Source organism: Bacillus sp. TH19 (genome assembly GCF_016651075.1).
Lineage (GTDB): Bacteria > Bacillota > Bacilli > Bacillales > Bacillaceae_G > Bacillus_A > Bacillus_A mycoides.
Genome location: NZ_JAEKEO010000001.1, coordinates 304,849 through 317,806, shown reverse-complemented (window position 1 = coordinate 317,806; position 12,958 = coordinate 304,849). Strand labels below are relative to the sequence as shown.

Annotated in this window: 14 protein-coding genes; 1 reads left to right on the top strand and 13 read right to left on the bottom strand. The window is 36.3% G+C overall.

Annotated features, from left to right (window positions below):
* Positions 1-11: 11 nt before the first annotated feature.
* The 11 genes from JFU54_RS01570 to cpaB form a co-directional block, all read right to left on the bottom strand.
* Positions 12-1,937 (bottom strand): WxL domain-containing protein, encoded by a 1,926-nt coding sequence (locus tag JFU54_RS01570; RefSeq protein WP_201063529.1) that lies wholly within the window; start codon positions 1,935-1,937, stop codon positions 12-14.
* A gap of 29 nt (positions 1,938-1,966) precedes the next feature.
* Complete coding sequence (locus tag JFU54_RS01565; RefSeq protein WP_201063527.1) at positions 1,967-3,052, bottom strand: DUF916 domain-containing protein; 1,086 nt, start codon at positions 3,050-3,052, stop codon at positions 1,967-1,969.
* A 73-nt stretch (positions 3,053-3,125) separates the two neighbouring features.
* Complete coding sequence (locus JFU54_RS01560) at positions 3,126-3,731, bottom strand: WxL domain-containing protein (RefSeq protein WP_201063525.1); 606 nt, start codon at positions 3,729-3,731, stop codon at positions 3,126-3,128.
* 75 nt (positions 3,732-3,806) lie between these two features.
* Positions 3,807-4,013 (bottom strand): hypothetical protein, encoded by a 207-nt coding sequence (locus JFU54_RS01555; protein WP_201063522.1) that lies wholly within the window; start codon positions 4,011-4,013, stop codon positions 3,807-3,809.
* A gap of 71 nt (positions 4,014-4,084) precedes the next feature.
* Positions 4,085-4,288 carry a hypothetical protein gene (locus JFU54_RS01550; protein ID WP_002166805.1) on the bottom strand — a complete coding sequence of 68 codons (204 nt, stop codon included), beginning with the start codon at positions 4,286-4,288 and terminating at the stop codon, positions 4,085-4,087.
* A gap of 62 nt (positions 4,289-4,350) precedes the next feature.
* Positions 4,351-4,557, bottom strand: a complete 207-nt coding sequence (locus tag JFU54_RS01545) for a hypothetical protein (RefSeq protein WP_002166806.1) — start codon at positions 4,555-4,557, stop codon at positions 4,351-4,353.
* Positions 4,558-4,600: 43 nt separating this feature from the next.
* Complete coding sequence (locus JFU54_RS01540; protein ID WP_201063521.1) at positions 4,601-5,467, bottom strand: hypothetical protein; 867 nt, start codon at positions 5,465-5,467, stop codon at positions 4,601-4,603.
* Position 5,468: 1 nt separating this feature from the next.
* On the bottom strand, positions 5,469-6,401 hold the full coding sequence (locus JFU54_RS01535) for a type II secretion system F family protein (RefSeq protein WP_201063519.1): 933 nt from the start codon (positions 6,399-6,401) through the stop codon (positions 5,469-5,471).
* Positions 6,394-7,827, bottom strand: coding sequence for a TadA family conjugal transfer-associated ATPase (locus JFU54_RS01530; protein ID WP_201063517.1), 1,434 nt, complete (start codon positions 7,825-7,827; stop codon positions 6,394-6,396). The genes JFU54_RS01535 and JFU54_RS01530 overlap by 8 nt, the downstream gene beginning before the upstream one ends.
* A 17-nt stretch (positions 7,828-7,844) precedes the next feature.
* Entirely contained in the window at positions 7,845-8,666 is an 822-nt protein-coding gene (locus JFU54_RS01525; RefSeq protein WP_201063514.1) for an AAA family ATPase, read from the bottom strand.
* 16 nt (positions 8,667-8,682) lie between these two features.
* Positions 8,683-9,543 (bottom strand): Flp pilus assembly protein CpaB, encoded by an 861-nt coding sequence (gene cpaB, locus JFU54_RS01520; RefSeq protein ID WP_002069471.1) that lies wholly within the window; start codon positions 9,541-9,543, stop codon positions 8,683-8,685.
* A gap of 374 nt (positions 9,544-9,917) precedes the next feature.
* On the opposite strand from cpaB, the gene JFU54_RS01515 reads away from it, so the two are divergent.
* Positions 9,918-10,106, top strand: coding sequence for a hypothetical protein (locus JFU54_RS01515; protein ID WP_201063512.1), 189 nt, complete (start codon positions 9,918-9,920; stop codon positions 10,104-10,106).
* Between the two features lie 180 nt (positions 10,107-10,286).
* Here JFU54_RS01515 and JFU54_RS01510 read toward each other — a convergent pair whose 3' ends face one another.
* Positions 10,287-10,448, bottom strand: coding sequence for a hypothetical protein (locus JFU54_RS01510; protein ID WP_201063510.1), 162 nt, complete (start codon positions 10,446-10,448; stop codon positions 10,287-10,289).
* A 131-nt stretch (positions 10,449-10,579) separates the two neighbouring features.
* A complete protein-coding gene (locus JFU54_RS01505) occupies positions 10,580-12,925 on the bottom strand; it encodes a hypothetical protein (protein WP_201063509.1) in 2,346 nt (781 codons plus the stop codon).
* Positions 12,926-12,958: the final 33 nt, after the last annotated feature.

Genomic DNA, 12,958 nt, shown 5'->3' with positions numbered 1-12,958 from the left:
TAGATGGCTTATTAAGGTCCACTTACTAAAGACCAAGTGACCGTTGAAGTATAAGTTGCTTGCCTATTCTTCCCTACATAGATTGTCCCTGGATCTAGCTGAAGTTGGAATGCGTGTTGACCAAAATCAATTTGATATTCTCCAATTGCTACATCTTTTGTAGCCTGGATAATGGTGTGTGCTGCCCCATTATCCATAGGTGCATTAGGAATCTGTACAATAGGTTTCCCTGTCTCTGGCCCTTTTACTTTTGTTACACTCACTTGATTTTTCAAGTATAGAGAACCCTTTTGCAATTGTTTTGATATATTCGATTCTGTAAATGGTGATATAGTCACATTCAATCTCCATCCATCCGCTTGATTCCGACTATCATGAATCATGATTTTTCCTAAGGTACCAAATGAATTTTGTTTTTCTCCATTTAATTGGATCGGACTGAATTCCACACTTTTTGGTACAGTGAGCATGTCTACATGTCCTTTTTGTGTGGTAGAAACATGCTTTGTCGCACTTTTATTCCCAGCTTTATCTACTGTTCGGATATGTACATATTGCGGTTTCGCATAATCAGTCGGAAACTGAATACTAGTCTGATTTGTAAACTGAACACCATTTGCTTTATCGAGTGATATGCCGGGTTTGTCATTTACTACATATTCATACCCTTTCACACCACTTGTTACAGTAGCAGGAGCCTCCTTAGAAAAGTCTGAAGCGCCATTCCTACCAACTCCACGAATTTTATAATGATAGATACTCCCTTCATCTTTCGCGGAATCAAATGTTACTTTTGTTTCCTTTAGCTCTCTATTTTCTATTTGAAAACCTTCAGGTGTTGTTGGTGCTGCCTGATCCCTTGCTTCTTTATCTACATAGTCAGAAAGTCTACCTTTATATATTTGCTCATTCGCTCGGTATACTTCTGCTTCTGATGCATATCCCACTTTTAATTCATCCACATATGTAATCCCTTCTGAATACGCAAGCATATAAAACGTTACGCCTCGTTGCTCGGTAATATAAAAAGGATTATTTGCAACTTGGGTATTCATACTAAATGTAGACCATCCATTTATGTCTTTATTATAATCATCCTTTGTGACCGTACGATTATTTGGTAATTGGATAGGTGCTGCCCATTTTCTTGTTTTTAAGCGGTCACCTTGTTTCATTGGAGTCATAATAGGACTATTTAATATTAACTTCCCCTGTCCAGAACCATCCTGATAAGGAATTACTTTATCTACCATCGGAGAATCTTGATACACATCTTTATTTATGTCCGAAGTTATATGTTTTCTATCCTTTGGTATGTTGGTGCCTGGTTCTCTTTCCGGAAATAAAGAGATATTACTAATCTCTAATTCTTTCGAACCGGATGGCACATCTTTTAAAATAATAGCGTTGTAGTAATCAAACTCTCTCCCCGTTTCCCAACTTCCATCACCATAAAAGCTAATCTTTCCTAATCCTTGTGACTTTGCTTTAAAGGTAGCGGAAATATAAGCATTATTAGGGACGTTTAACCTCTTAAAAACAGCGATAGAATCTGTTTTAACCGTATAGGGATATAAGACTCGATTCCCTCCTAATTTTGTATCAAATACTTTGTATCCGCTGGTATCTGCACCATTTGGATAAAAGACTTCTGATTGTAAACTTTGATTCCCATTCCCATAAAATTCTCCCCAACCATTCATTAAATTGACATCTTTAGAGTTATTAAAATCAATTTTCCATAGTACATCTTGATCTAAGATATCAATTGCCCATTCCAATTTGACCTCATTCTCTTTTCCACTTGCAGTGAGTGTTGGAATACCATTCTGCTGGCTTACTGCTTGATCAGCTAATATAGTGTTATCTTTTATACCTATAAATAAGCATGCGGCGGTTAAAAGCATGACCAAAGTGAAAATCTTCCCCCGTTTCACCATATCCTCCCCCTTCACTTTTTTAGTATTTATGAGGCTTTTTGTTCTTCTCTCTGTTTTGCATGCTTCTTTCTCCACCATACAAATACAAATATTGAAATGATTACTATAACAACACCAGCCACTATCATATATGTTTGATTAGAATACGTCGGTAATACCTTTACTGCACCAGTTTGTTCCGCGTACTCTGTCACATTAGAAGCAGTTATCTGGAATTCTTCTGTATATGTTTTGGGTACACCGTTCTCTTTTATTGTGACTTTTAGCATATACTTTCCATCTTTGTATTCTTTCGCTTTCCATGGAATAGCCAATCCTACCTTGGATTTCGGGGCAACATTGAACGCTGGGATATTCCCATGAAATAGAACGTTATCCTTAGATAAAACTTCATAGTAAACTGCCACATCCCTCACTATATTTGCATTTTTATTTTGAATAAGTGCATGTACTTGCGGTTGTGTTGGATATGATTCAATCGCTGTGCCATTTAACTTCAGAGATGAGTAATTGACAGAATTTTCAGTCTTACCTACATTCAATTGTATCGCTACCGCATATTCGATACGGTTATGTACAGAGAAGTTCAGTCCATCTTTTTCAAGATCCTGTGATTTTGTATCTTGTACTAATTCAAACAATAATCCGCCCAAAAATACTCCATCTTGATTAGGTGTCGTTAGTTGTACCTCTATGGTCTTCGTTTGATTACCCTCTAAAGTAACAGCGGAAGGAGCTTGCACATACTGATCCATATAAAAATCTGTATCCATTAACTTATTTTGTGAAACTTCACGGTTTGGCACATACATAATACCTCCGTTTGTAGAGGTGAGAGCATTGGCCACTTTTACATTCACTTTGATTGAAGTATTAGCTTTATTGTGTACATCCATTTTCACTGTTTGGTTCTGTTTCTTATTCACCTGTAAAGTAAAATAGTTTTTGATATCGCCTATTTGATTATCTGGAACATGAATGTTTACATCAAATGGTAGACTATCTTGTTTTTCCTCTGCATAAACAAGATGAAAAGGTTTTAGACATAAGCTCAAAGTAAACACAATACCTACTAATATACTAATAGAAATTTTATAAGCAAAACTCTTCATATTGCACCTTCTTTCTATATACAGAAGAGAAGCATATCTATAATATGTATCTCTTCTGCACTATAATTTCTAATCAGGGGCCTGTTACAATGGAATAGGTAAGTTTCGACTCATATGAGGTAGCACCAGCCTTATTCTCTACATATGTACTATGTGGATTTAAGGTTAACGCCATAGACTTATCATTAAAACTCACATTATACTTTCCCATACCCTCATCTTTTTTCGCACTTAAAATTGTAACCTGATTATCTGTATCTATTATAAAGTTAGCTGTTTTAAACTCCGAATTAGGTGAACTTGTCCCGCCTATTTTCGTAATAGCAGCACCGCCACTATTTAAAACTAGAGATCCTTTTGGAAGTGTTCGATTTGATTTTGCATCACCATTTACCTTAAATTGATCTGCTTTTACATTAATTCTCCAGCCATTTCCTGAACCAGTTGCATCTGTGACTGTTAGCACACCAGGATTTGCATTTGTCACTTGTGTTTCTCCACTTAGTGTTACAGCGTTAAAATTACTGGCTGGAGTAACAGCGACATTATGTTCTCCACCCGTAATACTTTGTGTTAATTTCGTCTCAGCTGTTGTTGCTGCACTTGTAGGTGTACCCATTACTGACATACCCAGAGCAATTGTTGCTAAAGTAGGAATCATTACTTTACTAAATTTCATCATAATACCTCCTAATTTTTATTTTATAGAAGGAGCCACATGATACGTGACTCCCCTTATATACAACCTTAAAGCTTATTTTTTATTCCATGAATCTACATCTGCATTGCTTGATGCTTTTGTGAATCGAGATAGAATTGTGTCATAACCACCTTGGATTGCTTTCCATACAAACGGTCCAATGACTAGTACAATAATTACCGCTAACGCGATTAGCATACCGTTTTCTGATGATAACTGTGAATCTTCGTTTTTTAACCAATTTTTCGCTTTTACAAACATTTTATTTTTGCCCCTTTATATATCGATTTTAGGAAACTACTAGGATAAGAATTTACCTAATTAAAATTTTATTACTTGTTCCAAGAATCCACATTTGCATTGCTTGATGCTTTTGTGAATCGAGCTAGAATTGTGTCATATCCACCTTGGATTGCCTTCCATACAAATGGTCCAATAACAAGTACAATAATTACCGCTAACGCGATTAGCATACCGTTTTCTGACGACAACTGTGAATCTTCGTTTTTTAACCAATTCTTCATTTTTGCTAACATGATTGAATCTCCCTTATCTATTTATTTGAGCTATTTCTAACAAACATTATGAAACTAACCTTTTATTTCTTGTTCCAAGAATCTACATCTGCATTGCTTGATGCCTTTGTGAATCGAGCTAGAATTGTGTCATATCCACCTTGAATTGCTTTCCATACAAACGGTCCAATGACTAATACGATAATGACCGCCAAGGCGATTAACATACCGTTTTCTGATGATAATTGTGAGTCTTCATTTTTTAACCAATTCTTCATTTTTGTTAACATGTATTTTGCTCCTTTTCCTATTCCATTTGGGGTAATATCTTTTTTATAAACTTGCAAATCCTTGTGTTAAGGATTGAATAACAATGACCATTGGATAAATAACGATACAACCAATAACCGCAACGTTAAATTTATTCATTTCCATTGGTTTATCTTGAATCAGACGGTTGTAGTTCTCATGTTTTAATTCACGCATCATTTTAATTTGCGAATCCATAATCCGAAGACTTTGTACCTTGTCCGTTTTTTGCGCTTGTTGTAACGCAATCGTAAAGGTATTTACTTCTGGACTATTTAGAGCTGCTGCGAAGTTCCTAAACGGTTGATCCGAGCCCGCATACATTTCTAATTCTGCTGTAAGAGTAGATACATACGGACTAAGATGTCTCCCTGCATATATCTGTGCCTTTTTTACTGCTTCTAATGTTGTATGTGTCTTTAACAATTGCAGCAACGGAATTAAATACTCTGGCAATTCAAACTTCCTTGCTTCTATCGCCTGCTTTATTCTTCTCTTTAATAAGTAATCTGGATAGAAGTAAAGCAGTGGTGAAACCAGAACGCCTACTTTAAATAAGTAGTAATCATGGAATACGGTACAAATTAAGAAAACAGATGTGAAAATGACGGGATACGCAACCTTCATTTTCAAATATTCTTCTGGTTTCGTATCCAAGCCAGCTTCCTCTAATTTTTTCTGAATCTGCTCTTTCTTTTCTTCTGTCAGATACTTATGTGATAACGATTGAAAAGGAGCAAGCATCATTTGATTCAAATTCTTCTTTTCAATACGCTTCGCATTTTCTACATAATGAGTAAGTACACTCTCACTGTCTTTTTTACTTTGTAGAAAGCTGGAGAATACCCAGTACATGACAACAAATATGACTAAACCTAAAAACGCAGCCATCTTATTCCCCCCTTTCTGTCGGGTTATAATTTGCAATTTTTTCTACACGTGTTGCTAGGAAAAATACAATAAACATATTTATAGTTAATGCAATTTTCCCCATCATAGAACCTGCCAAAAATCCATATGCCTCTTTTGACATCAACATAATGACAATCGGCATTGCGATGACTATTAAGCAGTTCTGTACAAAAGCACGTTGCGCTTGGGACAAACTAGAACGCAATCTTGCCAGGTATAGCTTTTGTTTTTCGAAATCTTCTGCAATATCTAGTAAGACTTGCACTGAATTTGCTCCACCTTCTCGGCTACATACTTCCAACATTTCGTGGAAGAAAACCAATTCTCTAAAGTTAAAGGTTTCATTAAACCCTCTAAATGCACGATGCATCGTGGTTCCACCTTCTAATAAAAGAGAAACTTTTTCTATTTCTTCTTGAATACTGTCATGCATCATCGGTTTCACCTGAAGTAACACGCGTTTTGCGTTATTACTAATTTGAAGTGCATTTGCTACAGCCTTCATATAGATAGAAAGACGATCTATGACAACTAAGTAATAACGTTTTTTTCTACGATAGAGAAGAAACCTCGGAACTAAAAATCCACATAAAGCGGAAATCAGTGTAAAAGGATCTCTTCCAAAAGAGAAGTAGAAGACAGCTGCAATACTCATGCCTGAAAGTACCGTATATACCCAGTACATACTTTTCGTCAGTTTCCACTCGTACTTTTGGGCTTCCTGGATAACGGATTGTGGAAGATACATCCGTATTCCTTTGATATTCCGCAATTCTAAGCGTCTTTCTTCTTTCTCATTTTCTTGTACAAATTGGGAAAGGGCAGAACCCTTAGATTTTGTGAAAAGTAAAACTAACAATAGTACACTCATGAATATGAGGAAGATACATCCATAAGCTAACAAACTATGCATACTGCACCTCCTGTTGTGAAAGGAATGGTGCATAAAGAGCTGGATTTACAGTAGAAGAACGGAACTTCCTTTCCATATCAGCCGACATAGTCGCTGTAGTGATATGATCTCCATGAATCTTTCCTACTCTCTCATTCATTTCATCGTGTTCCTCATATGTCGGGATAAACTGAGAAAGCTGATTGAACTGTATATCATCTTGATAATCCAACAGTTCAATCATCTCTGTAATATAACGATTTCCATCATCTTTCTTCTCTAAAAAGACAATCACATCAAATGTCTGCGAAATTAATTCATATAAATACTGGGCGTCAATATTTGCACCACTTTGCAGACACATGAGCATTAAACGTCTAACTGCTTCTTTTGCACTTCTTGCATGGACAGAAGTAAAACCTGGGTGTCCTGTTTGGAAGAAGTTCAGCATTTTTAATGCTTCTTTCCCCCTTGATTCCCCTACTATTAATCGCTTTGGTCCTTGTCGTAACGCATTTGTTAGCAATCTATCAAAGTCAATTGCATTCTCTTCTACTTCCGATGCCCTACACTGCATCGGAACAAAATGATGTTCTGGAAAAATACGATGCAAATATAATTCAGGGTTATCTTCTACTACGAGAGTACGTTCTTTCTTTTTCCCTTTCGGAATATGAGAAGCAAGATATTTCATAAACTCTGACTTCCCTGTACCTGTTGCTCCCGCCACTAAAATATTCATTTTGGCTTTCACGGCTGCGGCCAAAAAGTCCAACATCTCTCTCGATGCTTGATTTGTAGATAACATACGCTCTTCAGAGGCACGAAGATGATCCGCATTCTTACGAATCGTTATCGTTGTTCCTAGTCCCCCAAGTTCATCTAACGCAATATTGATACGTATATACGGAAATACACAATCTACATATGGCTTTGCTGTATTTAATGATTCTGACGTACTGTTTACCATCTTGTAAGCTAAAGCTTTGACTTCTTCTTCCGTTTCAAATCGGTAAGGAAATGTACATTCTCCCTCCCCAATTTTTTCGTAAATAATCTCTTTTGTGCCATTTATATAAATATCGGTTACGTCCTTATCCTCTTTCAAAGACTCTATAATCCCGAATCCCACAATGTCATCACATACCATGTTTAATAACTGATCCGAAGGAACATCTGCGATAACAACTTGATTACTTAACAAAAAGTTTTTAATGATCGTTTCTACAGCAGCTCTCTTCTCCTTATTCATAAAGGACTCACTTAAAATATCACGATGTTCTTTTACTAAAAACGCACGAATTTCATCCGTTATATCTTTAACTTGTTGAGCTGTAGTCGTCCCTAATTTTCGAGCCGATTTGGAACGAATCATATAACCAAAATGGTATAAATCTACTCGATTTCGTTTTAAGGCCACTTGTTTTGCCTGTAAATAACCCCACATACTACTAACCTCCCCTTTTAATTTCGAAAACCAAAGATACCCTTTTTCATAGAGGATGTATGCTGGGATGCAATATCAAGACCAGCTGCTTCCATAATGTGATGGACCTTTGTATTAATTTGTGGGGAACCAATCTGCATTCCCCATTCGTAACTTGTACGATCTCTATCATATGGAATGGTCACCGCAATTTTTTGTGAAGAAAGCTTTTCAATATCTTCTACATAGTTCTCATCCCCCATGTTCAAAACATGAACCATACGAGGTAATGTCAGCTTCGTTTCTTCTATCAACTGCAATTCTTGCTTAATTGCTAAAGCACCACGAGGATTACTATTTAGCACATGAACCACAATATCTGATTGATATAAGATTGGGTAACTCAGTACCTCTGATAATTCAGTTGGTACAGACAGAATGATGTAATCGTATTCTGTGGCTACAAGCGATTCGATGAATGTTGTTACAAATAATTCTTTGTTTTGAATCTCAGGGAAGTGAGCCATGTTATATCCTGATGGAAATACCAGAAAATCCATCTTATCGTGCAATTTTTGTATCAACCTTGGATTCAATTTTTTCTCTACCAAATCTTGTTTGGTACAAATATACTGCAAGAGATTGTACTCATTTTCTTTTTTAACAAGCTCTAATATATTTTTGCTGTCATGGGTAAGACCTGTTCCAACTGCAAAACTCGGCCTTATTTGGTCTGCTTCTACATACAGCACCTTTTTTCCTAAATGAGCTAACTCATTCGCCATCGCAATACTTAACGTGCTTTTCCCTACGTTTTCGTTTGTCGCATAAAAGGCAACCATTCTTACTTGCCGCTCCATCTTTATATCCCCTTTCTTATTTGGATTCGTTCAGATACTGTGCAACAAATTCTTTTACATTTTTAGAAATTGGATTGGTTGAATGTTTCTCAACATAGTCTAAAATGTTCTTCTGATCAGATATTTGCGAGAACCCTTCTGCTGGTTGTAATTCTTTCCCTGTTTGTTCTACCTTTTGTCCGACTGCAACAGGAATCACATCTCCAAGCATTTTCGCACGATTTAAGTATTGGAGTTGTTCCGGTGAAACAGCTAATGTATATAAACGAGTTACCTTCGGTTTTTGTTTACCCTCTTGTTCCTCTTTTGATTCTTTCTTTTCTAACACGAATGCATCTTCCGTATTACTATCTTTTGCAGCCGTAACACGTACGCGTTGGAAAAGACCACCGAATACAACCTTCTCATTGTCTCCTTCTTTTACAACCTGTTTGAAATACAAGTCCACGTATGTGTTAGGAATAATACTATTCCCGGAACTTGTTTCAAGATCAACGAGTAATGGGAAAGCAACTTCTTCATTTTTTAGGTTTAATATTGCAGAGTCTGGTAACTCTTCTTTCTTTACCACTTTATTTTTGAAGAGATAGCTATTTTCTGTAATGGGTTGCCCATCATTTGTCCATTTTCCTACGACCTCTTTCTTACTCACGCGTAATGCATTGGGTGGAATGGAATCACCAGGTAATGTACGTTCAACTAGCATATCCTCTTTAATCTCTGTATGAGCGGGTATATCCTTTGCGGCTACGACAATCTTTGTTGGTTTTACTGCATTCTCCACTGCAAAATGATTGTATCCATAGATACCAGCGACTGTTGCAGCGGCAAGACCAACCGCAGCAATCTGCTTCTTTTGAAACTTAGATGGCTTCAATGTTTGTGTTCCTCCTTATGTAGCCTTTAAACGCAAAAAAAGGACACACCTATGGCATAAAGCGCCTTAGGTGTGTCCTTTTAGCTAATCTAAAGTCTATATGAAAATGTTGGATTTGTTTTCTTTAATATTACAATTTCAATATTATGATATATACGGTTTTATGTCAATCATTTCTAAAAAAAATCTGTTTTTTCTATCCCAACGAACGAATTAAAAAAAACAAAAAACCTTTAAAAACGTTGTCATATCAAGGTTTTAAAGCTATTAACTACCCATTAAATATGATATAATAGATGCAACGTAACTGAATATTTCAGGGTGGTCGGTTGCTATCCTTTCTCTTTCATTTTATGGGGAAAGGAGGTGACCAAATGGACATTTTTTTCACTATAGCAATTGAAATTTTGAAAGTTATTGCTAGAGAAATCGCTGTATTTTTTGCAAAACGAGTAGGTAAATTCCTATCAACGTCTTGGAAAAAAATACAAAAAAAGCGACAAAAAACGAAAAGAACCACCCAACGCCGCAAACGTACTAGGTGGTTCAACAAAAATAACTAAATTCTAGTAACCAACCACCTTGCGGTAGCAGTTACATAAGGCGAGATGTTGAAGCATCTCGTCTTTATTAGTTTATGCAAAAACTATCTTTGTAATACTTCTACACATATTATAACATCAACTATGGTCCATGTCATGTCTCTTCATCCACTATAGTGGATGAAATAAATAAAATTACTTTTAAAACGAAATCAATTTTGTTCCTGTTTCAAAATACTTTGCAGGAGCATAGCTTTCCCCATTCCGATCCTGAAATTCACTTCCAATGCACAGAGATACAATCATTACGACAACCCCGATGAAAATTGCACGTCTCACACGTTGTTTTTTCTTTTTGTCCATTCCAAATTCCCCTTTCTACGAAAAAAAGGCACATCCCATTAAGGGATGTGCCTTTGGTTTGTCCATTCAGCTACTAGTTTAAGATGGATATATTATTGTGTTAATTCAACTTATTATACAATACTACTTAACTAATTTCTATTCTTCATATAGTACCAGTCTGACAGGTCAGTAATAATATGTTCTTTTCCTGCCCAGTTCCATCCTGGTGTTTGTACAGGGAATGGAAGATCTGCAAGCACATCTCTATCTACAAAATCATCGTATGCTGCACCTTTGATTTCTACTTGATTTGTCATACATAAACTCATTTCATTAATTCCCGCTGGGGGTGTTTCAACTGTAAAATTATATTTACCATCTTTCTTTTTCAATGGTGCGTACCATTTGCGTCCCCCATCAATAATCTTTTCCTGTCCATCCCAATAAAGGGACTTTGTCGGTCTTTTACTATCAAATACAAGACCTGTTATTTCAGACAAATACATATTTTTAGGAAGGAATTTCGATGTCAATCCAGTATTAGAAACACGCTCCAAATCTTGTGTAGTTTTTAATCCTTCATCGGCAAAAGGATATTGTGCCGTTGCTTCTGTAAATACACCAGGGTAATTTGCATTCCAATCATTTTTGTATTTTCCGTTTACTTCATAAGTGAATCCATATCCACTATGAAGCTTAGAAGGTACTAGATTATCAATACTTCCACTTAATGTTTCATAATACATTTCTCCAACTGTATCATCTTTAGAAACACGCCCACTGACTGTCTCTACCACACCTTTTACGCTAGTTACACCACACATCCCTTTTTCATGTGATGGTGCATAGATACCTGTTTTAATAGGATTATTTTTGTATGTGGTTTCTTCTATATCTATACGATTACCAGCAGGGTTAATTTCCGCCTGAATTGTTCCTTTCCCTTTATGCTGCCAATCAAGATTCAATGTTTTCTTTTCTCCCTCTGTTAGTCTTATCTTTTGTGAAGCCACTTGTTGCCCATTATGTTTTAACACCACAACTGTTTCAGGATTCACATATTTTTCTTCTAATCCATCTAACTTCTTAATTTTTTTCTTCTCTTTATCTAGCTTCTCTCTTGCCTTATCTAACCTACCCGCAGCGTTATCTAGTCTATTCTCTTCCCATGAGCAGTCCCTATCATAATAGTGGTGATTTCCTTCCGCATCTATTTCATGAATAGGATCACGACGGCAATAACTTAGACTTGATTGAGCGCTATCTCTATCTGATTCAGTGCTATTTACTTCCTGCTGAGACTTATTAATGTTGTTATTTACCTTCGTTCTATATTCGTCACGTTCTTGTTTAAAGTTATCACGTGATACATCTACCCTTGTTTTAATATTTTTTCCTTCTCTTGCTGTTTCACCTTCAATTCGGTCAGCCGAGAAATCAATTTTAAATTTGTAATCATCTTCATCACCTGGATCTGGGTTAGGTGTCACTTCTGTACCACAATTACCATCTACATTAAAGTTGACTGTTTTCTCATTTGAATCCCTTTGAACAGCGTCTGTTACTTTAATTTTCGCAGTATAGCGCCCGCACATTTGCGGCTGCCAGCTTACATCTTCTTTAGTAAATTGTCCTGCATCGCCTTCATTTGGTTTCTGATTATCTGTTTGTGGGTTTGAACGTAAGTAATTCTCCTGATGATGCACTGTTTCACCATCTTTTTCAATGTCTATCATCCATTTCACACGATTTCGCTCGCCAGCAGCTGCTTGATATGGATTTACGGTTGTCCCATTTGGATCTCTATCGTTGTACCCTTTTCCCTTACTTACATATTCAAAACCATTAAATGTGAATTTAACAGGTACATCTTTTTTACCACTAGACGCTTTAAAATCTTTTATTTCAGGTTTACTTGTACGCACATACCACAGGTTAAACTTATTCACATCATCTACGCCACCAGATCCTGCATAACCACCCGAAAGATAGGCTATATCTCGTATCCAATAAAATTTCCCAAATGGAGTATTCTCATTATATGAACTTATTTTATGCATATCTATATTATCTAAAACAAATTTTCCGTTTCCCCAATATTTAGATGTAATAAGTGACGGAGTAAATCTTTCTACTTCACTTACCATACGATCACCAGCTGGAACGTAACCATTGAGATACCCATCATTAGAGATACGAATATATGGTTCAGAATTATCATTTGCTTCTACTAAATTCTCTCTAGAATTATCCCAATTAAAAGAACCATTGTATACAGCAGGATAATGGATATCAGCTCTATATAAAGTTTGCTCAGCTGCAAACCCATTCCCTGGTCGAAAATATTTCCCTGCTAACTGCAACCTATCTGAACGTAATAGCGTATTATCTGACCCGTTATAAAATGGAACATCACTGTTCTGAGCGCTTACCGAAGCCGGTACTGATAAGAAAAGTGAGGTTACTACTAATAAAGTTTTTCTTTTTATCTTCATTATTCATCCTCCTAAAACGAAAAAAGGACACAC

Bases quoted from the DNA above. Each gene is read 5' to 3' on its own strand.
- JFU54_RS01550 (WP_002166805.1), bottom strand. From the start codon at position 4,288: ATGTTAGCAAAAATGAAGAATTGGTTAAAAAACGAAGATTCACAGTTG.
- JFU54_RS01545 (WP_002166806.1), bottom strand. From the start codon at position 4,557: ATGTTAACAAAAATGAAGAATTGGTTAAAAAATGAAGACTCACAATTA.
- JFU54_RS01560 (WP_201063525.1), bottom strand. From the start codon at position 3,731: ATGAAATTTAGTAAAGTAATGATTCCTACTTTAGCAACAATTGCTCTG.
- JFU54_RS01515 (WP_201063512.1), top strand. From the start codon at position 9,918: ATGGACATTTTTTTCACTATAGCAATTGAAATTTTGAAAGTTATTGCT.
- JFU54_RS01525 (WP_201063514.1), bottom strand. From the start codon at position 8,666: ATGGAGCGGCAAGTAAGAATGGTTGCCTTTTATGCGACAAACGAAAAC.
- JFU54_RS01555 (WP_201063522.1), bottom strand. From the start codon at position 4,013: ATGTTTGTAAAAGCGAAAAATTGGTTAAAAAACGAAGATTCACAGTTA.
- JFU54_RS01530 (WP_201063517.1), bottom strand. From the start codon at position 7,827: ATGTGGGGTTATTTACAGGCAAAACAAGTGGCCTTAAAACGAAATCGA.
- JFU54_RS01565 (WP_201063527.1), bottom strand. From the start codon at position 3,052: ATGAAGAGTTTTGCTTATAAAATTTCTATTAGTATATTAGTAGGTATT.
- JFU54_RS01510 (WP_201063510.1), bottom strand. From the start codon at position 10,448: ATGGACAAAAAGAAAAAACAACGTGTGAGACGTGCAATTTTCATCGGG.
- JFU54_RS01505 (WP_201063509.1), bottom strand. From the start codon at position 12,925: ATGAAGATAAAAAGAAAAACTTTATTAGTAGTAACCTCACTTTTCTTA.
- JFU54_RS01540 (WP_201063521.1), bottom strand. From the start codon at position 5,467: ATGGCTGCGTTTTTAGGTTTAGTCATATTTGTTGTCATGTACTGGGTA.
- JFU54_RS01535 (WP_201063519.1), bottom strand. From the start codon at position 6,401: ATGCATAGTTTGTTAGCTTATGGATGTATCTTCCTCATATTCATGAGT.